The organism is Mesorhizobium sp. M2A.F.Ca.ET.042.01.1.1, from assembly GCF_003997405.1.
GTDB lineage: Bacteria > Pseudomonadota > Alphaproteobacteria > Rhizobiales > Rhizobiaceae > Mesorhizobium.
The window spans coordinates 1-22,742 of sequence record NZ_RZRX01000092.1; the positions used below are offsets into that span (position 1 = coordinate 1).

Consider the following 22,742-nt stretch of genomic DNA (forward strand, 5'->3'; position numbering starts at 1 on the left):
GAAGTGGCCGGCTCGACAGTCAACACCGCCTTCCTGGCGGCGCTCGCGGCCGACGCCGATTTCGCGGCGGCAATCGTCTCATCGCTCGGCGCGGGGATGGCGGTGAGCGCCTCCTGATGCCGGACGATCAGCCCGGTATCGACGTCGCCCGCCGCGAAATCGGCGTCGGCCGCGAGCGCCGCCAGGAAGGCGGTGTTGACTGTCGAGCCGGCCACTTCCGTCTCGGCGAGCGTATCGCGCAATGCCGCAAGGGCGGCGTTCCTGTCCTTGGCGTGGACCACCAGCTTGGCGATCATCGGGTCATAGAAGGGCGAGATCGCGTCGCCGGCGCGCACGCCGGTCTCGATGCGCATCGCAGCACCCTCCGGCGGCGCGTCGGGGAATTTAAGATGATGCAGCGTGCCGGTCGCCGGCAGGAAGCCTTTCGCGGCGTCCTCGGCATAAAGGCGCGCCTCGAAGGCGTGGCCGGCAAGCGCGATCTCGCCTTGCGTCTTCGGCAGCCTTTCGCCGGACGCGACGCGCAACTGCCATTCGACAAGGTCGACGCCGGTGACCATCTCGGTGACGGGGTGCTCGACCTGCAGCCGCGTGTTCATCTCCATGAACCAGAAGCGGTCGGCTTTGAGCCCCTGGGAGGCATCGACGATGAACTCGATGGTGCCGGCGCCCGAATAATTGATCGCCTTGGCGGCCTTCACGGCTGCCTCCGTCATCGCCTTGCGCAGCGCGGGCGTCATGCCGGGGGCGGGCGCCTCTTCGATTACCTTCTGGTGGCGGCGCTGCGCCGAGCAGTCGCGTTCGAAGAGATGCACGGCATTGCCGAAATTGTCGCCGAACACTTGGCACTCGATATGGCGCGGCTTGTCGACATATTTTTCGACCAGCACCCGGTCGTCACCGAACGCCGCTTTCGCTTCGCGCCGCGCGCCCGACAGCGCTTCGGAAAAATCGTCGGGATGGTCAACGCGGCGCATGCCCTTGCCGCCGCCGCCGGCGCGCGCCTTGATCAGGACGGGGTACCCGATCTCGCGCGCCTTGGAGGCGAGCAGCACGATCTCCTGCGCTTCGCCATGATAGCCGGGCACGACGGGCACGCCGGCCGCCTCCATCAGCCGCTTGGCGGCGTCCTTCAAGCCCATGGCGCGGATAGAGGCGGCGCTCGGCCCGATGAAGACGAGGCCTGCCGCGGTCACCTGGTCGACGAAATCCGGATTTTCCGACAGGAAGCCGTAACCGGGATGGATCGCCTCGGCGCCGGTGGCGAGCGCCGCGGCAACTATCTTGTCGCCGCGCAGATAGCTTTCGCCGACAGGCGAGGGGCCTATATGCACCGCCTCGTCGGCCATCTCGACATGCAAGGCGCGGGCGTCGGCGTCGGAATAGACGGCCACGCTGCGCACGCCGAGCTTGCGGGCCGTGCGAATGACGCGGCAGGCGATCTCGCCGCGATTGGCGATCAGGATCTTGCCGAACATGGAACCTCCGCAGCCAGAGTATGCTTTGAGCGAGGTCGGCGTTCCTTCGCGCCCCCCTCTGTCCTGCCGGACATCTCCCCCACTTGGGGGGAGATTGGATGTCGCCGCCGCCTTCGCCAACTATCGACGTTGCAGGAAAGGAGCCGTCCGCAAAGCTGCTGATCTCCCCCCTTCTGCGGGAGATGCCCGGCAGGGCAGAGGGGGGCGCTGTCCCGCCAGCGCTTCGGGACAAGCATTCGTCCGAAATCATAGACCTCTCCCTCGCCAAGGGAGTGCTCTGACGAGGTCGCCTCTTGGGCAGTTTTGGTCATCAAGGTCCGCTCCTTCCAACGGCAGCGGCGGCCCGCCGGTAGATCTCCGCCGTCTGCTCATCGAAACAGCAGAAGGTAACTGCATCTGGCACTGCATTCTGCCGCAGAAAGTTACTGACTGTGTCGACGGCAATCCCAGTCGCTTCCTCCTTCGGAAAGCGGTAAATACCGGTCGAGATCGCCGGAAACGCCACCGTCCGGCAATCATGGCCGAGTGCGATTTCGAGCGAGCGCCGATAGCACGAGGCAAGCAGGCTCGCCTCGCCCTCGCCGCCGCCCTGCCAGACCGGACCGACCGTATGGATGATGAAACGCGCCGGCAGGCGGTAGCCCCTGGTCAGCTTGGCGTCGCCGGTCTTGCAGCCGTTGAGCGTCCGGCACTCGGCAACCAGCTCCGGCCCGGCCGCGCGGTGGATGGCGCCGTCGACGCCGCCACCGCCGAGCAATGAGGAATTCGCTGCGTTGACGATGGCATCCACCACGAGTCGGGTGATGTCGCCGGTGTGGATGCGGATCCTGTCGCCGAGAGCACCCATCGTCACATCCTGAACACGCCGAACTTCGTGTCCTCGATGCCGGCATTGAGCGCCGCGGAGAGGCTGAGCGCCAGCACGTCGCGGGTTCTGGCCGGATCGATGATGCCGTCGTCCCAGAGCCTCGCCGAGGAATAGAGCGGGTGGCCCTCATGCTCGTATTTCATCAGGATCGGCTTCCTGAATTTGGCTTCCTCCTCGGCGCTCCATTCACCACCCTTGCGCTCGATGCCTTCGCGTTTGACCATGGCAAGCACGGTCGCCGCCTGCTCGCCGCCCATCACCGAGATGCGCGCATTGGGCCACATCCATAGGAAGCGGGGCGAATAGGCGCGGCCGCACATGCCGTAATTGCCGGCGCCGAACGAGCCGCCGATGATGACGGTGAGCTTCGGCACCTTGGCGGTGGCGACGGCCATCACCAGCTTGGCGCCGTCCTTGGCGATGCCGCCGGCCTCATATTTTCGCCCGACCATGAAGCCGGTGATGTTCTGCAGGAAGACCAGCGGAATGCCGCGCTGGCAGCAGAGCTCGATGAAATGCGCGCCCTTGAGCGCGCTTTCGGAAAACAGCACGCCATTGTTGCCGAGGATGCCGACCGGCATGCCGTGCAGATGCGCGAAGCCGGTGACCAAGGTCGTGCCGTAATTCTGCTTGAACTCGTCGAACTCCGAACCGTCGACAAGGCGCGCGATCACCTCGCGCACGTCATAGGGCTGGCGCAGATCCGTCGGCACGATGCCGTAGAGTTCCTGCGGATCGTAAAGCGGTTGAATCGGCTTCTGCAAATTCAGGCTTACGGCCTTGTTGCGATTCAGGTTCTTGATGATGCGCCGGCAAATGGCCAAGGCGTGTTCGTCGTCCATGGCGTAGTGGTCGGCGACACCGGAAAGCCTGGTATGGACGTCCGCGCCGCCGAGCTCCTCGGCGCTGACATCCTCCCCCGTCGCCGCCTTCACCAGCGGCGGGCCGCCAAGGAAGATGGTCGCCTGGTTGCGCACCATGATCGTCTCGTCCGACATCGCCGGCACGTAGGCGCCACCCGCCGTGCAGGAGCCCATCACGCAGGCGATCTGCGGGATGCCCGCCGCCGACATGTTGGCCTGGTTGTAGAAGATGCGGCCGAAATGCTCGCGGTCGGGGAAGACTTCATCCTGGTTCGGCAGATTGGCGCCGCCGCTGTCGACCAGATAGACGCAAGGGAGGTTGTTCTGCAGCGCGATCTCCTGCGCGCGCAAATGCTTCTTCACCGTCAGCGGATAATAGGTGCCGCCCTTCACCGTCGCGTCGTTGACGACGACCATCACCTCCCGGCCCTCGACCCGGCCGATGCCGGTGATGATGCCGGCCGACGGAATGTCCTCGCCATACATCGACCAGGCCGCGAACTGGCCGACCTCAAGGAAGGGCGAGCCGGTGTCGAGCAGCTGTGCCAGCCGCTCGCGCGGCAGAAGCTTGCCGCGTGAGACATGGCGTTCGCGCGCCTCGTCGGAGCCGCCGCGCTCGACGCCTGCCGCCTTCTCGGAAATGTCGTCGACCAGCGCCCGCATGCGTTCGGCATTGGCGCGGAAAATGTCGGAGGAGGGGGAGATCTGGGTTTGCAGGGTGGCCAATTTGTTCCTCACACCTCTTGATGCCGTAGCGGAACCAGTGTAACAGCCCGCGCCCGGATGCCGCGTGCCAAGCGTGGCATCTTTTGTACGTATGACACCCTCAGGAGGCGACGATGGAAAGCATGGATATGCGTTTCACCAGATGTCTCCCTTCGGCCATGGCCTGACGCCGCCGAAGGGCGGCCGTCCACGTCCCGAATCTGAGCAAGAGGAACACGGCGCCCGCAGGCGCTGTGGGTGTCATCATGTATTTGCGGTTTGTAACGCCGCTGATCCATCCGAACAGCCGGGTGGAGACCGGCTTTTTCCACGCGTCCTGGTACCTGTACCGGAACGGATGCCCGGACTGGATCCATGACGAATTGGACGATCAGTTCGACTGGTTCAACCGGCATCTGCCCATTCCAGGCCGGGTCGGCCGGCATTTCAAGCGCCGGAATTCGATCTGGGGCATCTGCTGGTTCCATCCGGACGCCAGGGAAGCGATCAGTCGTGCGCGTTATTGCGCCTGGCTGATCGAAGAGGGTGGTTTGCCGGTGCGCCCGATCACGGCGGCCCGTCAGCGCGAGATCCTGTGGCGCGACGCGCATCAGATCGTCGCCAAGCCAACCGACGACCTGCCCAAGGCGTTCGGCTGAGATGGCGGAGAGGGGCATCACGCCCCCTCCGCCATGATCTCGCGGCCGATCAGCCAGCGGCGGATCTCGCTGGTGCCGGCGCCGATCTCGTAGAGCTTGGCATCGCGCAGCAGCCGTCCCGTCGGGTAATCGTTGATATAGCCGTTGCCGCCGAGCAGCTGGATCGCGTCGAGTGCCATCTGCGTCGCCTTCTCGGCCGCGAAGAGCACGCAGCCGGCGGCGTCCTTGCGCGTGGTCTCGCCGCGATCGCAGGCGGCCGCCACCGCATAGACGTAAGCCCGCGCGGCATTCATCGTCGTGTACATGTCGGCGAGCTTGCCCTGCACCAGTTGGAACGTGCCGATCGGCTGGCCGAACTGCTTGCGCTCATGCACGTAAGGTACGGCGACGTCGAGGCAGGCCGCCATCAGCCCGATGGGGCCTCCGGAAAGCACTGCCCGCTCATAGTCGAGCCCCGACATCAGCACCTCGACGCCGCGCCCTTCCTCATGCAGCACATTCTCGAACGGCACCTCGACATTTTCGAAGACGAGCTCGCCGGTGTTGGAGCCGCGCATGCCGAGCTTGTCGAGCTTCTGCGCCACCGAAAAGCCGGCAAAAGTCTTTTCGACGATGAAAGCGGTGATGCCGCGCGAATGGCGCTCCGGATCGGTCTTGGCGTAGACCACCATCGTTCCGGCGTCGGGGCCGTTGGTGATCCACATTTTCGAGCCGTTGAGCACATAGCGGTCATTGCGCTTTTCGGCGCGCAGCCTGAGCGACACCACGTCGGAGCCAGCGCCCGGTTCCGACATCGCCAGCGCGCCGACGGTTTCGCCCGAGCAGAGGGCAGGCAGGTATTTCTCCTTCTGCGCCGGCGTGGCCCAGCGATTGATCTGGTTGACGCAAAGGTTGGAATGCGCGCCGTAGGAGAGGCCGACAGAAGCCGATGCGCGCGAAATCTCCTCCATGGCCACGACATGCGCGAGATAGTTCATGCCGGTTCCGCCGAAATCAGGATCGGCGGTGATGCCGAGCAGGCCGAGCGCGCCGAGCTCGCCCCACAGATGCGCGGGAAACTCGTTGGAGCGGTCGATCTCCGCCGCGATCGGCGCGATCCTGTCCTGAGCGAAGCGCCGTACAGTGTCGCGCAACGCCTCGATGTCGGGATCAAGTCCGAAGCTGAGCGTGTTCGTGTACATGCCGTTCCTCCCTGCGCACGCCCCGGTCTTCGCGGGGATCATGCCCGTATCAGAGTGCCACGGCGTTCCCGGCTCGCCCGGAAGGACGCGCGGTGCCATGGCTGATTGTCGCGCCGACCAGGCGCATTGTCATCGAAAGATATGATGCCGTGACTTCGGCGAGCGACAGCCGTTCGCCCGGACGGAACCAGACGATCACGCCGGTCATCATCTGGATCAGCGCCATGGCGGTCAGGCCCGTATCGTCGATCTCGAACGCGCCTGCTTCCAGGCCGTCGCGGAGGATCGTGCGCAGCTCCTTCTCATAGGCTGTGCGCATCTTGAGGATCTGCGTCAGTCTTTCATGCGACAGGCTGCGCAATTCCATGTTGGAGACATGGGTGGCGTGGCGCCGCTCAATGTGGAAGGCGATGTGGTTCTCGACATAGGCGGCAAGCCGGGTGATCGGATCGGCACTTAACGGCCGCGCCGCGTCCCAGGCCTTGAGCAGACCTTCCATATGCTCTCGCATCAAGGTGAAAAGCAGATCTTCCTTGGTGGGGAAGTAACGGTAGAGCGCGGCCGCCTGCACGCCGACCTCCGCCGCCAGCTGCCGCATCGACATCGCCTCATAACCCAGCCGCGCGATCAGGCTGACCGCCGCGTCGCGGACGGCTGCCTCGGTCTTTTCCCCGTCTGAGCCTGTGGTGCGCGCCATTTCGCCTCCAGCAGCACTAATAAAACGAACGTTCAATTAATTCAAGCGCCAAATCTCCCCCCTTGAGGGGGAGATGTCGCCAAAGGCGACAGAGGGGGTCGTCTCGCGTGAAGCGCCAACGCCCTTTGCGGCAAGAAGCCCACGCTGGAAACGACCCCCTCTACCCTGCCGGCCATCTCCCCCTCAAGGCGGGAGAGACCAACTCACACGACAATCCTGAAATCCGCCGGCACCTCGTCGCCCGCTTCCTCGATCTCGACCTTCGAGACGAGCGCGCCACGCGGCCCTTGCCACAGACGTTCGGTCATCGCCGTGACAGCGGCATCGGCGCCGGCAATCAGAGCGGTGACAGAACCGTCGCGCTCGTTGCGCACCCAACCCGTCAACCCGAGACGCAGGGCTTCGCCGCGCGTCCAGACACGGTAGCTCACGCCTTGCACCGTGCCGGAAACACGCACCCGAAGGGCTTTTTGCTCACCCTGCATCGCCCGCTCCAGAATCTTCCCCATCAATCTGGAGCATGAAAGGTCAAATGCAACCGGTTCGAAGGATGGGTGGCTCGGTGGATTAAATAATTGACTCAGTCAACCAATGAGGAAATTATCGGATGCAATGTCTCCAAGGAGGGTCGGCATGCCGCATGAAGCCCTGGTCCATGAGATTCGTCGCTTCAACCGGTTCTATACCGGGCTGGTGGGATTGCTCGATGAGACCTTGATGCAGAGCCCTTACACGCTGGTTGAAGCCCGCGTGCTGTTCGAGCTCGGGCGCAAGACCCGACCCGGTGGACGGGCTGGTCTGCTGGCGCGCATGTTTCATCTCGACCTCGCGCCGGTGGCATCCGAACTGGCCGGAGAACTCAACCTCGCCCCTGCCTATCTCATGCGGGTGCTTCGGAGGTTCACTGCCAGGGGGCTGGCTGAAATGCGCGACGACCCGGAGAACGGGCCGCCCGTCCTTGCGCTGACCGAGCCGGGCAAGGCCGCGCTGGTCGATCTCGAGGCGGCGACGAACCGCGATCTCGCTCGCCTGACCGTCAAGCTCGAGGACAGGCAAGCCGCTGAGCTTTCCGATGCGCTGAACCGCGTGACACGCCTGCTGGCAGCCGCGGGACTGTGAATCGCCCGATCTCCCTGCGGAGTAGATATATCGGCCAAGGTCCGGTCAGTTCCCCCGCGCTGCCGCGAGCGCGCCCGGCAATTCCTCGGCGAAGATGTCGAGCTCGTGGTCGAGGCCGACGCTCACCCTTATGCAGCGGTCGAGCCTGGGGACCATCGGCTTGCGGATGAACACGTCGCGCGACAAGAGGCCCTGCATCACCTTCAGCGCGAAGGCGCCGTCGCGGCCGCAGTCGATGGTGACGAAATTGGTCGCCGACGGCAACGGTTTCAGGTCGTTCTGCCTGGCGACGGCCGAAATGTGCTCGCGGCCAGCCGCCACGCGCGCCACCACCGTGCGCAGGTAATCCTGATCGGCAAGCGCCTCGAGACCGGCGATCTGCGCCATGCGGCTGACGCCGTAGTGATTTCGGATCTTCTCGAAGTCGCGGATCACCTCGGCCTCCGCCACGGCGTAGCCGCAGCGTATGCCGGCCAGGCCGTAAGCCTTGGAGAAGGTGCGCATGCGGATGACGTTCGGTCGCGCGACATCGATCGCCGGCAGCGCCGTGGCCGGGCCAAGCTCACCATAAGCTTCGTCCAGCACCAGCATGGTGGTTTCCGGCAGCGCTTCGATGAAGCGGACGACATCCGGCGCCTCCCACCAGCTTCCCATCGGATTGTCGGGATTGGAGAGATAGACCAGCGGCGCCTTTTCGCTGACGACCTTGGCGAGGAGCCCGTCCAGGTCCTCCTTGTCGTTGGCATAAGGCACCGTCACCAGGCGGCCGCCGACGCCGGCGATGTGGAAATTGAAAGTGGGGTAAGCGCCGAGCGAGGTCACCACCGCATCGCCCGGCGCGACATACATGCGCGCCACCAGGCCGAGCAACCCGTCAATGCCTTCGCCGACGACCACGTTCTCGACGGCGACGCCGTGATGCGCGGCCGCCGCAACCTTCAGCTCGTAATTGTCGGGATCGCAATACATCCACTGGTCGCGCGCGACGGCCTCCATCCGCGCGATAACGCGCGGCGAAGGCCCGAAACTGCTCTCATTGGCGCCGATGCGGGCGCGAAAGGGCCGCCCGCGCTCGCGCTCCTGCGCCTCCGGACCGACGAACGGCACCGTGGTGGGAAGCGCGCCGATGATCGGGGTGAGGGAAGGGCGACGAAGCATGGCACGGGCTCGCGTGAGAGGAGCTTCTAGCTAGCCTGTGCGACCGGCGGGCGCAAGTTGGCGGCCGCCCGGAGAGCCGATGCCATTTCTCTCAATGAATGTGGACGACGACGTATCGGCCCCCGTAGGGCTGGTAATACGTGCTGCCACAGTGCCACAGCACGGTACCGTTGATCGAAGTTTTCACGCACGCTGCCGGTAGTCTGGTCACATAGATGGTCGAACGGCGGATCGTACGGCGCGTGGTGCGCCTGGCAACCCCAGCTACGCTGCCTGGAGTGAGCGGGTGACCGACGCGGGCCTGCGCAGGGCTGACGAAAAGGGCGAAGGGTGTAACGGCATCGGCGATACCCGCAAGCATCAATGCGAATGCTATCCCGGCAGCGCCGGTCGATCTCAAGCTCGATTTTTTCATTTGCATCCTCCAAGAACTCACAATTTCCCTGCGTTCAAATCCGCAGCCCATGAGATCGCTGACGTACGCCCGGGGCCGAACCCTCCCACCCTGCGGCAGGAGGCAAGATATTTTAGAGGATACTAATTATAGAATCCGGCTTCTATCCGGATTGCGCAATTTCCGTCGAACTGCCTGCATGACGACTGGCGCCAATTCCGCGACCGACGTTCACCCTCGTTGTCATCTTCTGGCACGTTGAAGTGTGTCCTTCGGGGACTCACCGAAGAGCATGCGATAACTCGCAGCGAAACGGCCAAGATGGGTGATCCCCACCTCCATCGCGATACGTGTGACGCTCAGGCCATCCGCTCCCCGCGCAGTGAGCAATCGCCTCGCTTCATTGAGGCGAACCGCCCTGATGAATTCCAACGGGCTGAGGGCAAAGGCGGCGCGAAAGGCATACTCCAATTGTCGTCGGCTGATGCCGATTTCCTTGCATAACCGGATGATGGGGATGTCTTCGCGGATGTGGGCGCGAATAAAATCCTCGGCCGCCCATGCCTGTCGGAGGTGGCGACTGGAGGACCGATCTGTTTCGACGTTGCCACGGGCGCCAGCGAATGCGTTGGCTATGCCCCCCAAATATTCCGCCAACGCGATCGGAGTATGCTCCGGCAAGGCTGAATCGCTTGCGGCTTCTCCGAAGCGGTATGCCATGGCCTCCATCTGGCTGCGGAAGATTTGCGCATCGCTGGCGGTGAGCCGAACGGCATTTGGATGGTCGGCCGCCCGATCCAAGATCGTGCCGGCGGAAAGTGCCTGGATTTCCACCCAGATCGACGTCGGAACAACGGCGCCCGTGTAGCGAAGGCCGGGCTGGACCGTCGCTGCGACGCTCGTGCCGGCGGGAATTGCCACGATCATGTCGTCCTTGAGCGGAATGCCGCAGATCGTCGAGTCCCGGGCCCGCTCTACAGCCACGATTGCCACGGAACCTGGATCAAAGCCGCCGTTGGCACGGAAGGCGCAATTGAATTCAGCCAGATCGAGCGCCCACTTGCCGTGGGACTGGATTTGCCGGAGGCGCGACGGCATTTGCCCTGGCGAAAGCCTGTCGACCTTCACGGGCAGCCCAGAGGCGGCATCGCCGAGCGCGTCTGGGCCAAGTTGCACGTCCCTGTGCGAAGTCGTTGGAGGCCACGCGCCCAAAAATGCATCCTTTGCGCAAAGTGGATATCGCAACACTTGTATTAGGTGTAGCTTAAACGCAAATTGCGCGAGATCAATTCGCCGCAAAATATCGGCGACTCGCGGCTCTGGGGACGATGGACGAAACAGATCTACTTGTTGGGGAGGCGCCAGGCGTCTTGGCCGTACGCATCGCGTTGACGGCGTCAGCATGGCACGTTGGTTCAAAGGCAATTTGACAAAGGGCAGGACCTGAGACGGCGCGGGACATGATGCGGGCGCGCACGCGCAGGCTAAGTATAGCTAGCCGAGGAGCACTTGAGGGGATGATCGTGAAAAGATTTCGTTTGGTAGCCTTGGGAACGGCTGTGATATCGGTACTTTGTGCCGTCAACGCATCTGCGGCGGACATCGCCAAGCAGCAGGATGACGGGTGGACGTTTACTGTCGCCCCGTATCTCTGGGCCTCGGGAATTAAAGGCGAGAGCGGACTCTTCGGATTTCCGCCTCAGGATGTCGATGTGAGCTTCAGCGACGTGCTGCACCACCTCAAATTCGGCTTCATGGGGCTTACGGAAGCTCGCAACGGGCCTTTCACAATCAGCACGGACATAGTGTACGCCAAGCTCGACGCCAACGTAGGCACCCCGAAGGGAATCCTCGCCTCCAACATTGATGCGACGGTGAGCACTTTCATGGGCACGGCGCTGGGTGGTTACAGCGTTTACTATCAGGATGGGACGAATTTCGATCTTGTCGCCGGTGCCCGCCTCTGGTCGGTCGACAACAGTTTCGACTTCCACGGAGGTGTGCTGGATGGCAGGTCAGCGAGCGACGGCGATACGTGGGTCGATCCGGTGGTCGGCGCCAAATTCAAGGCCGATGTCGGTAACGGGATCTACTTGGCTGGCTGGGGCCTCGTCGGCGGTTTCGGCGCAGGGTCCAAGTCAATGTGGGATGTGATGGGAGGCGCCGGCTATCAATTCAACGACAAGATGTCGATGTTCGTCGGTTATCGGGCCGTGCACGACAATTATAGCCATGACGGCTTCGTGAACAAACTCACTCAGCAGGGTCCGATTCTGGGGCTCACTTATCAATTCTCGCCAGCCCATCCGGGACAATAGCGGATTGAGATGACGTGGTCGGTTCTCTGCGGCGCTTGCATTCGGCATTGGGCTGCTGAGCGATGGCGGAGCCAGGCATCGCCCGCCGGCGTTCGACGGCGCAATTCTGCTTGTGGCTGCTGGTGCAGACCATTGCCGATACGATCGTGCTGTGGAACGGAATTCCATTTTACCGCCGGTTGCTGTTAGCCGGTCAGCAGTTTGACCCACTACTCTATTTGATTGCCGCCCTTTGCTCCATCGCCGGACAAGTCGGTTACTGGTCGGCTATGTCGATACGGCACAGCGTAGTCTTGCCTCGCTCTACCGTAGCATCTCACATTCTCCAATTTCTGGCGCGGCTCAACTTCATCTATGCCAGCGCCATGTTCTCGGTGGTGTTTTTCGTCAAGTTCGACGAGTTGGACATCAGGCTGGGGAAGATTGTCCTTCTGATTGCCGTGCTGTTCTCGATGTTCTGCTATTCCTCGCAACTAGAGTGGATCGGCAAGGCGCTTACGGTGGGCCAAGGCGCCAAGGCAAGCGAAAGGTGACGTGCGCTCGGGGCGCGTCCGAGTCGCCGCGTGACGAGCCACAGAAACGCATCTCCTGGGACGGCAGGTCAGGATGCCAAAAAATGCCTCGTTTGCGCAAAGTGGATAGCAGTATGGCTCTATTAGCAATAACTTAAGCGAAAGCAGCGCGAGACCAAATAGCGCGGAAATGCCGCCGACGCACGGCGAGTGGGGAGCATGAACAGGCAGGGCTATTCGCAGGTGTGCGCAGAGGACATTGAGCGCGCCGCAGCAACGGCAGCGGCAGACGTGGGTGCTGAGCCGCCACGCCTTTGGATTCCAGGCAAATGATTGGCGCCAGAGCACCAGACGCGCCGCGGTTTTGAGAAGAACGGCGTGAATTAGCAGAGCAGGGGCATAATATGAGCAACGATCGAGACTTCCCGGCCGAAGCCGGTGCAACCAACAGAATCACGCGGCGGGACGCTTTGATGGGCGGCACTGCGGCTGCGGTTTCGCGATTTGCCGCACCCGTCGGCCTTTCCGGCGCGCTCGCCGGCCTTGCGGGCGTCCAGACGGCGGCGGCCCAGCCCTCGCAGCCGAACATCGTCTTCATCGTTGCGGACGATCAGGGATGGAAAGACGTCGGCTATCACGGCTCGGACATCAAGACGCCCAACATCGACAAGCTTGCCGCGGAAGGGACGAAGCTCGAAGAATATTACGTGCAGCCGATGTGCACACCAACGCGGAGCGCCCTCATGACCGGCCGCTATCCGCTGCGCTATGGCATGCAGGTTGGCGTTGTCCCCGCAGCGGGAACCTATGGCCTTCCGCTCGATGAGACACTTCTTCCGCAAATCCTAAGAGACGCGGGCTACCAGACGGCGATGAGCGGCAAATGGCATCTCGGCCATGCCAAGACGGACTTCTGGCCCAAGCAGCGTGGATTTGATTCATTCTACGGGGCGACGGTCGGCGAGATCGACCATTTCAAACACGCATCGCATGGTATCGCGGACTGGTACAGGAACAACAAGCCGATCAAGGAGCCGGGCTTCGACAACACGTTGTTCGGTCAGGAAGCTGTCCGGGTCATCAACGCTCACGATCAGAAGAAGCCGCTCTTTCTCTACCTCGCTTTCACCGCGCCCCATACGCCATTCCAGGCTCCGAAGGAATATCTCGACCGGTATAAGAACATCGCTGACGAGAACCGCAGAGCCTATGCCGCAATGATCTCGGTGGTCGATGACGAGATCGGCAATGTCGTGGCCGCCCTCGAGAAGAAGGGGATTCGCGACAATACCCTGATCGTCTACATGAGCGACAACGGTGGCGTCGTTAACTCGATGTTTGCGGGCGACTCGAAGGTGGGTGGCAAGCTGCCTGCGGATAACGGCCCCTATCGCGACGGCAAGGGCACCCTCTATGAGGGCGGCACCCGCTCGGTCGCCTTCATGAACTGGCCCGGTAAGATCAAGCCTGGCGTCTTCAATGGCCTCATGCATGTCGTCGACATGTTGCCGACACTGGCCGGGCTGGCCGGCGCCAAGCCTGGCAAGGACAAACCGCTGGACGGCATGGATATGTGGCCGGCGCTGAGCGAGGGCAAACCTTCGCCGCGCACAGAGATCGTCTACAATGTCGATCCGATGGCCGGTGCGGTGCGCGAGGGCGAATGGAAATTGTTGTGGTCGGCAACGTTGCCGCAAAAGATAGAGCTGTTCGATTTGTCACAGGACAAATCGGAGGCCACTAACTTGGCTGATAAGTATCCTGATAAAGTCAAGGTGTTGCAGGCAAGGATCACCGAGCTTGCAGCCCAGATGAAACCCCCGCTGTTGCTTATGGAGGCAGTGCGGCTGACCTACTTCACGCCGCTGGTGACACCAAGCCCGGAGGAAATGTTCGCTGCGGGGGATTGAACGGCGGATGCGTTCTGCCGTTGACGAGACCAGCCGATGACTGAGGCGCGACCTGCAGCGAAGCCAACGGATTCGTCAAACGCCGATATGCTCTGGATTCCCGGCGGCGAGTTCCTGATGGGCTCGGACCACCACTATCCCGAAGAGGCGCCGGCGCACCGCGTCGTCGTCGGCGGCTTCTGGATGGATCGCTCGACGGTCACCAATGCCGAGTTCAGGCGCTTCGTCGAGGCCAGCGGCTATGTCACGCTGGCCGAGCGTCCAGCGAATGCCGCGGACTATCCCGGGGCCAGTGCAGAATCATTGGCGCCGGCTTCAGCCTTGTTCGTCAGGCCCTCGCGCGGCATCGATCGCAACAATCACTACAACTGGTGGGCTTACGTCCGTGGCGCGAACTGGAGGCACCCACGCGGCCCCGCCAGCGGGCTGAAGGGGCTCGACAACCATCCCGTCGTGCACATCGCCTATGAGGACGCGGAAGCTTATGCGAACTGGGCGGGGAAGGCTCTGCCGACCGAGGCCGAGTGGGAGTTTGCCGCGCGCGGCGGGCTGGAGGGCGCCGAATTCGTTTGGGGCGCCGAACTGACCCCCGGCGGCCGGCATATGGCCAACACCTATCAGGGCGAGTTCCCTTTCCGCAACGATTGCGAAGACGGCTACGAATGGACTGCGCCCGTCGGCTCGTTTCCGGCAAATGGCTACGGGCTCCATGACATGGCGGGCAATGTCTGGCAGTGGACCACCGACTGGTATCAGGAGCACCGCCGGATCGAGAGCCCTTGCTGCACGATGGAAAATCCGCGCGGCGGCGAGCGTGAGGCGAGCTTCGATCCGCTGACACCCGACATCAAAATTCCACGCAGGGTGACCAAGGGCGGGTCCTTCCTGTGCGCCCCCAGCTACTGCCGACGTTACCGGCCGGCCGCTCGCATGGCGCAGCCCGTGGATACCTCCACTTGCCACCTCGGATTTCGATGCATCGCGCGTCCGTCGTGAGAGGAGGGCGCAGCGCGCTCCATGGGCATCGCGGCACCGGGAGGTCCAAACCGGCGCGCTGGCGGGTTGCAGCAGCCATATCGGCCGTATTCCTCACGCTCACGGCATGCGGAACTGGACCCGAAGGGGTTCTGGCGCCGATCCCCGCGAGCCTGGTTTCGCCGGCGGCATCGGATGTGACGATGTTGGTCGCGACCAGCCGCAAGCCTTCCGGCGACCCGGCGACCTTGTTCACAGGCGAGCGCAGCCCGGCGCTTTCGTTGACCGACCTGACCATCTCGATTCCGCCGAACCGCGCGCCCGGCACGGTCGAGTGGCCGAAAAAGCTGCCGCCAAACCCCCAAAAGGATTTCGCGGTCATTGCCGCACGAAACCTGTCGGTTCCCGAGGCTCACAAATGGCTGCATGCTCACAATTCGAACGGCCATGTTCTTGTCTTCGTGCATGGCTTCAACAACCGGTATGAGGACTCGGTCTTTCGCTTCGCGCAGTTCGTGCACGACTCGCGGGCGAACGTCGTGCCGATCCTCTTCACATGGCCGTCGCGCGCCAGTGTGCTTGGCTACAACTACGACAAGGAAAGCGCGAATTTCTCGCGCACTGCGTTCGAGCGGACATTGAAGGCCTTGGCCGACGACCGCAGCGTGACCGACGTCACCGTCATGGCCCACTCGATGGGCACCTGGCTCGCGATGGAATCGCTGAGGCAGATGGCGCTGGAGGACGGGCGCGTCTCGCCCAAGATCAGGAACGTCATACTGGCGTCTCCCGATCTCGACGTGGATGTCTTTGGTCGCCAGTGGACCGAGCTTGGGCCGAAAAAGCCGAAGTTCACCATCACCGTCTCGCGCGACGACCGGGCGCTTGCCGTCTCGCGTCTGATTGCGGGCAATGTCGACAGGGTGGGGCAGGCCGACCCGTCGAAGGAGCCATACAAATCGAAGCTCCAGGCGGCTGGAATAACCGTGCTTGATCTGACCGATGTAAAGACCGCAGATCGCTTGAATCACAGCAAGTTCGCTGAAAGTCCGGAGATCGTCCAATTGCTCGGCGCGCAACTGGCTTCCGGTCAGACCCTGACGGATTCGAGAGTGGGGCTTGGCGACGAACTCGGCCTTGTGGTTGCCGGCACGGTCGACACGATCGGCAACGCCGCGGCAAGCACGGTCAGCGCGCCCGTCGCGGCCATTGAAGGAAAAACGAACAACGCCCCGCCAGATGAGCTCGAGACGATCCTGAAGGGCGATGCGACGACCCAGTGATCGTGTTAGGTGGCGTAAACGGCGGGCCGCAGCGTGACATCGCTAGCCGGGCAGAGCGATATCGGGCGATTGGGAGGTGACCAGACTTCAGCGCCCGAGAGGCAGGATTCTGTCGCTCTTTTTGCTAGCCAGACACGATGACCAACCGGCTGCCGCCCGCCTGGTCCAAACACATGAAAGATCCGTCGGGAAAGAGAATTCCACAACCCAAGACCGGACAGCCGAAAGCAAGGCCGCTATCGATCCCGCGCGACGCTCTCCGTGCGCGCGATGACGCGTGGCGAAGGCCCGAAACCACTTTCATTGGCGCCGATGCGGGCGCGAAAAGGCTGCCCGCGCTCGCGCTCCTGCGCCTCCGGGCCGACGAACGGCACCGTGGTGGGAAGCGCGCCGATGATCGGCGTGAGGGAAGGGCGCTGGCGCATGGCAAAGGGCTCGGTTGAGAAAAGGACTTGCACCCACCCCTCGCCCACGTCGCGTTTTGGCAAGGACGCCCGAGCACCCGATGGCTTTGTACATGTTGGGGACGCTGGGACTGGGCGTGATGATAAGTTGTCCATCAAATACCTTGCTCGGGCGGTCGACCAGACGCCACTCAACCCATATTTCCACTTCAGTTTGGGCGATGCTTATCTGACGGTTGGCGAACACGCACTTGCCATCAGGCACCTGCGGCGCGCTTAAGGCACCGCGGGTCTTCACCTCGCAACCAAATGAAAAACCCGGCGGTTGCCCGCCGGGTTGTCGATTCAATCAGGCGACGCCTGTTAGAACGAGCGCTGGAAGCGGAGCAGACCGCCGACGCTGTTCTTCTTGTCGGCGCCGGTGAAGTTGACGACGTCGGCACCCGAAACCCAATCATCGTACTTGCCGAAGTGATCCCAGTCGACTTCGGCCGTGACCGTGAAGCCGGGTACGATGTCATAGGCGACGTTCGCCGCCACGCCATAGTTCTTGTCCTGATCACCCGACACCTGGAGGTTGAACGAGGTCTTCTCGTTGAACTTGTAGGTGCCGCCGGCCCAGAATGCCCAGTTGCCGCCCCAGATTTTATAGAAGCCGCGACCACCGGCTCCGATGGCATAGGTCGGGTCGTTGAGGTTGTCGTCGCTGCCATAGCCGAACATGCCGAACAGCGACAGTTCGTTGGTGACATTCACATCCAGGCGAACCTTGCCGGCGACTTCCTCGTAGTTGCTGTCATAAGCGACAACGCCGGTGATGGCGCCCCACCCTTGAGTCCACTTCACGCCGCCGACGACATGCGGAACGTAGCTGTCGATGGTGCCGACGACGCCCGAACCTTCTTCGAGCGAGACCACCGCCGAGAAGCCGTTGCCGGCGTCGAAATAGTACTGGACGACGTTGGTGTCGAAATCGCCATACGGAACGATCGTATCCTGGATGACGTTGCCGGCGTAGCCGATGAACGTATCGAAGGCCGATTCGTCCTTACCGACGCGGAGGCCACCGAGCTGGATCCAGGCGAAGTTCAGCGAAACGTTCTTGTTGCCGGCAGGATTGCTGTTGAATTCATCCGCTTGCGTGGCCGGATCGTCTGCCGATGGGTAGCCGTTGCGGTTGCCGAAGTTGAAGCGGGTCTCGGTGTAGGTCTTCAACGTGCCGAGCTCGGTTTCCTGGCCGGTCCAGGTCTTCAGCGTGAAGCGGGTGTTCTTGTAGAAGGTGCTCTGCTCATCGCCGTCCTCGTGGTCGAACGACTTGGCGCCATCGAACGAACCGACGTCGCCGACGCCGATGTCGTAACGGACATAGCCGCCGACGCGCAGGCAGGTCTCGGTGCCGGGGATGTAGAAGTAGCCCGAGCCGTAGACGTCGCAGATCTTGACGTATTCAGCCGGTTCCGGCTCGGCGACGGTCACCGCGTCGGCGGCGCGGGCGCCCGAAACTGCGATCAGGGCCGCAGCTGAGCCGAGAAGAAGGCTCTTGATGTTCATTTTCTGACCTCCAGTCAGAATCGAACGGAAGCGATGCGGACTTTCGACCAAAATTATAGGCAATGCCTTGTTATTGCGCTCTTTTTCGCCCCCGTGCAGCGTGACGAAGGGCGTCTGCCGGTGATTGCGCGTCCGGTTCCGGTCTGCGATGGCGCTCCTATGAAGGCGCCTCAGCTGGCTCGAAAAGGCCGCATAAGTCACGATTCGCCACGTCTGGGCCCATGCGATGCCGACGCTCCACCGCTTTCCCAAGTTGCCGGCCAGAGGATTTTTCGGCGATTATGGCGCCGGCTTGTTGATTGTGCCCACGCTTTTCTTTATCCAGCGCGCGACGGAGAGGTGGCCGAGTGGTCGAAGGCGCTCCCCTGCTAAGGGAGTAGAGGTCAAAAGCTTCTCGTGGGTTCGAATCCCATCCTCTCCGCCATCCTCCCCTGCGCTGTGCGCAACAAGCCTCCCTTCGCAAGGCGATTCTGCGGCAAGAACCGGGCAGGACGAGTCGCCGGGACGCCGCAATTCCGGCCGTTAACCGCCGGATTCGGCCGGGCCGCTAGCCTCATTGGTTAACGAGAGCTTTCGGAGTGAGGCCAAATCGTGTCATTTGTGCAACAACGTCCGGGGATAGCGTCCGGATCGGGCTTCTGCCGATACGATCATGGTTGAACCCCGCCGCCGCCTAGGTAAAGGTCATGTTCGAAGGAGCGGCGCGGTGCGCATCTTTTTCGGTAGTGGGGATGGGGCAGGGAACGCTGTCCTTCAGCAAAAAATACCCAGACCCGTTTTTTAACTTTTGACTGGAGGTCAGAAAATGAACATCAAGAGCCTTCTTCTCGGCTCAGCTGCGGCCCTGATCGCAGTTTCCGGTGCTCGCGCCGCCGACGCGGTGACCGTCGCCGAGCCGGAACCGGCTGAATACGTCAAGATCTGCGACGTCTACGGCTCGGGCTACTTCTACATCCCCGGCACCGAGACCTGCCTGCGCATCGGCGGCTATGTCCGTTACGACATCGGCGTCGGCGACGTCGGCTCGTTCGACGGCGCGACGTCTGCCGATGTTGAGGACGGCGGCAGCAACCACACCTTCTACAAGAATGCTCGCTTCACGCTGAAGACCTGGACCGGCCAGGAGACTGAGCTCGGCACGTTGAAGACCTACACCGAGACCCGCTGGAACTTCGGCAACCGCAACGCCGATCTGGGCGCGGATCCAGATGGCGCCGGTCCGCTCGGCCCGACCGTCAATCCGGCCGGCAACAAGGGCACTTCTCTGAACTTCGCCTGGATCCAGCTCGGTGGCCTGCGCGTCGGTAAGGACGAATCGGCCTTCAATACGTTCATCGGCTACGCCGGCAACGTCATCCAGGATACGCTGGTCCCCTACGGTGATTTCGACACTAACGTCGTCCAGTACTACTTCGACGCAGGCAACGGCTTCTCGGCCGTGATCTCGCTCGAAGAAGGCTCCGGCGGCGGCACCGACGGTGTCTACGGCGTGGGCACGATCGACAGCTACGTTCCGCATGTCGTCGGCGGCGTGAAGTGGACGCAGGGCTGGGGCGCCATCACCGGCGTCGTTGCCTACGACAGCAACTATGAAGAAGTCGCCACCAAGGTTCGTTTGGACGTGAACGTCAACGACGCTCTGTCGCTGTTCATCATCGGCGGCTACGGCACCGATGACAACCTGTCGGACCCGACCTATGCCTTCGCAGCTGGCGGTCGCGGCTTCTACAAGCAGTGGGACGGCAACTGGGCGGTGTGGGGCGGTGGCACCTACAAGTTCAACGAGAAGACCTCGTTCAACGCTCAGGTGTCGTATGACGAAGGTGAGAACCTCGGCATCGCAGCCAACATCGCATACGACATCGTTCCCGGCTTCACGGTCACGGCCGAAGTCGACTACGTCAATGCAGGCAAGATCGGCGATGCCGATGGCCTGAACCACAACTGGACCGGTATTTCTGCTGGCGACGACGATGCCATCGGCGGTCTCCTCCGCTTCCAGCGCTCCTTCTAAGGGCTGGACTGTTACAACTGAAATCCGGCCCGGGCGTCTCCACGCCCGGGCCGTTTTGTTTTCGCGATTGTCGAAGCAAACGAAAGGATGGGGGTGAAACGGTAAGCTGATCGGGTCTGTGGAGCGACTTTGTGGGATCCGCCACTGGCGGATGTGGTCGGCCGCGAGATTCGAAAACTCTTGAAAGGACATCTCCGAACGGTTAGGGCTGAAAGCTTAACCACAGGGGGTGTGGCTAAAAATGTCGAACGAAGCGATTCAAGAGGGGGACCCCTCTGGTCATTTTGCGGTATTTTCTTCTCAGAATTCGAAGTTTAGGTACACCTACAACAAGATCCGGGAAGTAAAATCGCACAGGATCGGGGAACTCTTTGCAGCATACCGGGATATACTCTGGGATGATGGGCGGCATAAATACAATGTCAGCTCTTTCATCGGTGAAATAGACGAGATCCTTCTCGGAGAGCGTTTCAGCACCTTTGACCAGAACACCCTGGACAATCTTATCGGTACCTTGCGCCAGCGCGGGAACAGCAACGCGACCATCAATCGCAAGATGGCTGCCCTCAGCAAATTGCTGCGCAAGGCACATAAGATGGGAGATATCCACAGCCTGCCCGAGTTCCGCCGCCAGAAGGAGCGGGCGGGACGGATTCGTTTCCTCGAAAGGGATGAAGAGGCAAGGCTGTTCGCGGCGATCAAGAGCCGCAGCGAGGATGCTTACCGGCTTTCCGTCTTCCTGGTCGATACCGGCTGCCGTCTCGGCGAAGCGCTCGGCCTGATCTGGAACGACATCCAGGAGCATCGCGTCTCCTTCTGGATCACCAAATCCGGCCGCAGCCGCACCATTCCGATGACCGAACGGGTCAAGGAGGTGATCAAGCTGCCGCCGAACACCGAAGGACGCCGCCCGAAGGGCCCGTTCACCAAGCTCACCCAGGCGCAGTACCGCGCGATCTGGAACGAGGCGAAGACGGAAGTCGGTCTCGGCGCCGACGAGCAGGTGGTGCCGCACATCCTGCGTCACACTTGCGCTTCACGCCTTGTCCAGGGCGGCATCGACATAAGGCGCGTCCAGATGTGGCTTGGCCACCAGACATTGTCGATGACCATGCGTTACGCGCACCTCGCCACCAACGATCTCGATGGTTGTGTCGTCGTCCTCGAGAAGCCGCGCGCCGATGAAGCGTCGCGTCCGGTGGAGAGTTCGGTGTTTGCGTCCCCGTTGACCACTCCATCTTCGTCAAAGTCGGCGCGTAAGCCAAAGAGCGAAGCTGTCAAGGCGGTCGGCAAAAGTTCCAAGGTGAAGTAGCGCTGGTTCCCCCTTCTCCCCTTGTGGGAGAAGGTGTCGCCGAAGGCGACGGATGAGGGGTGCTCCAGAAGACACCAGCCTCTCACTTCGCTGGAATACCCCTCATCCGTCTCGGCGCTGCGCGCCGATCCACCTTCTCCCACAAGGGGAGAAGGGGAGGCATGCGCTTGCTCGCCGAACCCGCCTATACTGCCGCGTCGCCTCGACACCCGGCTCTGTTCTTCGGTTTTACTTGGAGATAACCTCACGCTCGGCGCGATCGAGGAATGCGGCGATCTTTCCGGGCAGATCGCCGGTGTCAAGGAAGGGCGCATGACCCTGGCCCTCGACGGTGGCCGATTCCATCCCGGGATGACGCCTGCCCATCTCCTCGAATGTCGCCACGGACAGGAGTTTCGAGTTCGCGCCGCGAATGGCAAGCAGCGGCACGGTGGCCAAGCCATCGAACTGCGGCCACAGATCCGGCAACGGCTTGCTGAAATCGATGCCGGCCAGTGTGTCGACCAGCGCCGGATCGAACTCGGGCACCCAGCCGGCCGCCGTCTCGCGGCAGATTGCCCGGACCATCCGGGCCCAGTCGGCGTCGGTAAGCGCCGGGAAATCGGCGCCATGCACGCGCCGCTGGGTATCCACCGCCTCGGCGAGTGTCTTCGGTTTCGGCGCGCGGTCGAGATAGGAGCGGATATGGGCCAGCCCCTCCGCCTCGATCACAGGGCCAATGTCGTTGAGCACGATGGCCTTCAGCACGGCCGGCTTCAGTGCCCCAAGCACATGGATGATCAGGCCGCCACGCGACGTGCCGACGAAGGCTGCCTGCTCGACGCCGAGCGCCGCCATCCCGGCAAGCACGTCGCCGGCTTCGACGCCGACATTATAGTGGCTGATGTCCGGATCGTAGTCCGACTGGCCCCGGCCACGGTAGTCGAACGCGATGACCTTACGGGGGTTCTCCACCTTGCTGGAAAGATGCAGCGCCAATTCATGGAAGTCGCGGGCATTGCGGGTGAGGCCCGGCAGGCAGATAACCGGCCAGCCGCCGGTATTCGCCTCGCCATAGATCCTGGCATGGAGCTTCAGGCCGTCAGCTGCGGGATAGAAGAAGTCGGAGAAGCCTTCGTCGCTCGCCATCGGAGTGCCATCCTCGCTGGGGGATGACCGACAGCTACAGGCGAGGGCAGGGATCGTCAAATAGGAAGCTCTTCCCCTTCTCCCCTTGTGGGAGAAGCGCAACCATTAGCTTAGGCGGCGTGGCTTGCGGGTGGAGCTTTGCTCCACGGAGTGCCGCGTTCGACGACGGCGTTGGCGAAGATGAGGAGCTTTCTGACACAGGCGATGATGGCTTTC

At 62.4% G+C, this 22,742-nt stretch carries 20 protein-coding genes, 1 tRNA gene and 1 pseudogene; 10 read left to right on the plus strand and 12 right to left on the minus strand.

The genetic code is table 11. From position 1 onward, the window contains the following. The 3 genes from EOA23_RS15940 to EOA23_RS15955 form a co-directional block, all read right to left on the minus strand. The coding region (locus EOA23_RS15940; protein WP_127304827.1) for a biotin carboxylase N-terminal domain-containing protein at window positions 1-1,475 on the minus strand (1,475 nt) is incomplete at its 3' end. A gap of 310 nt (window positions 1,476-1,785) precedes the next feature. Then, the gene (locus EOA23_RS15950; RefSeq protein ID WP_127304829.1) at window positions 1,786-2,322 is read right to left on the minus strand and encodes an O-acetyl-ADP-ribose deacetylase; all 537 of its coding nucleotides are present in this window, start codon (window positions 2,320-2,322) and stop codon (window positions 1,786-1,788) included. A 2-nt stretch (window positions 2,323-2,324) separates the two neighbouring features. Continuing rightward, on the minus strand, window positions 2,325-3,932 hold the full coding sequence (locus EOA23_RS15955; protein ID WP_127304830.1) for a carboxyl transferase domain-containing protein: 1,608 nt from the start codon (window positions 3,930-3,932) through the stop codon (window positions 2,325-2,327). Window positions 3,933-4,177: 245 nt separating this feature from the next. Here EOA23_RS15955 and EOA23_RS15960 point away from each other — a divergent pair, with 245 nt between their 5' ends. After that, window positions 4,178-4,570: a hypothetical protein gene (locus EOA23_RS15960; protein ID WP_126078342.1), complete on the plus strand. Its 393-nt coding sequence runs from the start codon at window positions 4,178-4,180 to the stop codon at window positions 4,568-4,570. Between the two features lie 17 nt (window positions 4,571-4,587). Here EOA23_RS15960 and EOA23_RS15965 read toward each other — a convergent pair whose 3' ends face one another. The 3 genes from EOA23_RS15965 to EOA23_RS15975 form a co-directional block, all read right to left on the minus strand. Next, window positions 4,588-5,751, minus strand: a complete 1,164-nt coding sequence (locus EOA23_RS15965) for an isovaleryl-CoA dehydrogenase (protein ID WP_127304831.1) — start codon at window positions 5,749-5,751, stop codon at window positions 4,588-4,590. Between the two features lie 49 nt (window positions 5,752-5,800). Continuing rightward, complete coding sequence (locus EOA23_RS15970) at window positions 5,801-6,448, minus strand: TetR/AcrR family transcriptional regulator (RefSeq protein WP_127304832.1); 648 nt, start codon at window positions 6,446-6,448, stop codon at window positions 5,801-5,803. Window positions 6,449-6,651: 203 nt separating this feature from the next. Then, window positions 6,652-6,933 carry an acylphosphatase gene (locus EOA23_RS15975; RefSeq protein ID WP_127304833.1) on the minus strand — a complete coding sequence of 94 codons (282 nt, stop codon included), beginning with the start codon at window positions 6,931-6,933 and terminating at the stop codon, window positions 6,652-6,654. A 148-nt stretch (window positions 6,934-7,081) separates the two neighbouring features. On the opposite strand from EOA23_RS15975, the gene EOA23_RS15980 reads away from it, so the two are divergent. Then, a complete protein-coding gene (locus EOA23_RS15980; RefSeq protein ID WP_127304834.1) occupies window positions 7,082-7,567 on the plus strand; it encodes a MarR family winged helix-turn-helix transcriptional regulator in 486 nt (161 codons plus the stop codon). A gap of 45 nt (window positions 7,568-7,612) precedes the next feature. Here EOA23_RS15980 and EOA23_RS15985 read toward each other — a convergent pair whose 3' ends face one another. The 3 genes from EOA23_RS15985 to EOA23_RS15995 all read right to left on the minus strand — a co-directional run bounded on the left by EOA23_RS15985 (window position 7,613) and on the right by EOA23_RS15995 (window position 10,247). Next, the gene (locus tag EOA23_RS15985; RefSeq protein ID WP_127304835.1) at window positions 7,613-8,725 is read right to left on the minus strand and encodes a pyridoxal phosphate-dependent aminotransferase; all 1,113 of its coding nucleotides are present in this window, start codon (window positions 8,723-8,725) and stop codon (window positions 7,613-7,615) included. 91 nt (window positions 8,726-8,816) lie between these two features. Further along, window positions 8,817-9,086, minus strand: a complete 270-nt coding sequence (locus EOA23_RS15990) for a hypothetical protein (RefSeq protein WP_245474188.1) — start codon at window positions 9,084-9,086, stop codon at window positions 8,817-8,819. 276 nt (window positions 9,087-9,362) lie between these two features. Then, complete coding sequence (locus EOA23_RS15995) at window positions 9,363-10,247, minus strand: helix-turn-helix domain-containing protein (RefSeq protein ID WP_189341619.1); 885 nt, start codon at window positions 10,245-10,247, stop codon at window positions 9,363-9,365. A 389-nt stretch (window positions 10,248-10,636) separates the two neighbouring features. Here EOA23_RS15995 and EOA23_RS16000 point away from each other — a divergent pair, with 389 nt between their 5' ends. From EOA23_RS16000 to EOA23_RS16020, 5 genes are all read left to right on the plus strand, one after another. Continuing rightward, window positions 10,637-11,437 carry a hypothetical protein gene (locus EOA23_RS16000; protein ID WP_127304837.1) on the plus strand — a complete coding sequence of 267 codons (801 nt, stop codon included), beginning with the start codon at window positions 10,637-10,639 and terminating at the stop codon, window positions 11,435-11,437. A gap of 62 nt (window positions 11,438-11,499) precedes the next feature. After that, window positions 11,500-11,970 (plus strand): hypothetical protein, encoded by a 471-nt coding sequence (locus EOA23_RS16005; protein WP_127304838.1) that lies wholly within the window; start codon window positions 11,500-11,502, stop codon window positions 11,968-11,970. Between the two features lie 383 nt (window positions 11,971-12,353). Next, window positions 12,354-13,859, plus strand: a complete 1,506-nt coding sequence (locus EOA23_RS16010) for an arylsulfatase (RefSeq protein ID WP_127304839.1) — start codon at window positions 12,354-12,356, stop codon at window positions 13,857-13,859. 87 nt (window positions 13,860-13,946) lie between these two features. Then, complete coding sequence (locus EOA23_RS16015) at window positions 13,947-14,855, plus strand: formylglycine-generating enzyme family protein (RefSeq protein ID WP_245474184.1); 909 nt, start codon at window positions 13,947-13,949, stop codon at window positions 14,853-14,855. A 182-nt stretch (window positions 14,856-15,037) separates the two neighbouring features. Further along, complete coding sequence (locus EOA23_RS16020; protein ID WP_245474186.1) at window positions 15,038-16,117, plus strand: alpha/beta hydrolase; 1,080 nt, start codon at window positions 15,038-15,040, stop codon at window positions 16,115-16,117. Between the two features lie 242 nt (window positions 16,118-16,359). Here the strand turns inward: EOA23_RS16020 and EOA23_RS16025 are convergent. Then, a pseudogene (locus tag EOA23_RS16025) lies at window positions 16,360-16,542 on the minus strand (pyridoxal phosphate-dependent aminotransferase); the annotation flags it as partial. A gap of 342 nt (window positions 16,543-16,884) precedes the next feature. Continuing rightward, on the minus strand, window positions 16,885-18,072 hold the full coding sequence (locus tag EOA23_RS16030) for a porin (protein ID WP_127304842.1): 1,188 nt from the start codon (window positions 18,070-18,072) through the stop codon (window positions 16,885-16,887). 333 nt (window positions 18,073-18,405) lie between these two features. Here EOA23_RS16030 and EOA23_RS16035 point away from each other — a divergent pair. The 3 genes from EOA23_RS16035 to EOA23_RS16045 all read left to right on the plus strand — a co-directional run bounded on the left by EOA23_RS16035 (window position 18,406) and on the right by EOA23_RS16045 (window position 21,398). Continuing rightward, window positions 18,406-18,496, plus strand: a tRNA-Ser gene (locus EOA23_RS16035). A gap of 381 nt (window positions 18,497-18,877) precedes the next feature. Continuing rightward, window positions 18,878-20,086 carry a porin gene (locus tag EOA23_RS16040; protein ID WP_127304843.1) on the plus strand — a complete coding sequence of 403 codons (1,209 nt, stop codon included), beginning with the start codon at window positions 18,878-18,880 and terminating at the stop codon, window positions 20,084-20,086. Window positions 20,087-20,327: 241 nt separating this feature from the next. Beyond that, a complete protein-coding gene (locus EOA23_RS16045) occupies window positions 20,328-21,398 on the plus strand; it encodes a site-specific integrase (RefSeq protein WP_127304844.1) in 1,071 nt (356 codons plus the stop codon). Between the two features lie 228 nt (window positions 21,399-21,626). Here EOA23_RS16045 and EOA23_RS16050 read toward each other — a convergent pair whose 3' ends face one another. Next, entirely contained in the window at window positions 21,627-22,526 is a 900-nt protein-coding gene (locus tag EOA23_RS16050) for an alpha/beta hydrolase (protein WP_127304845.1), read from the minus strand. Window positions 22,527-22,742: the final 216 nt, after the last annotated feature.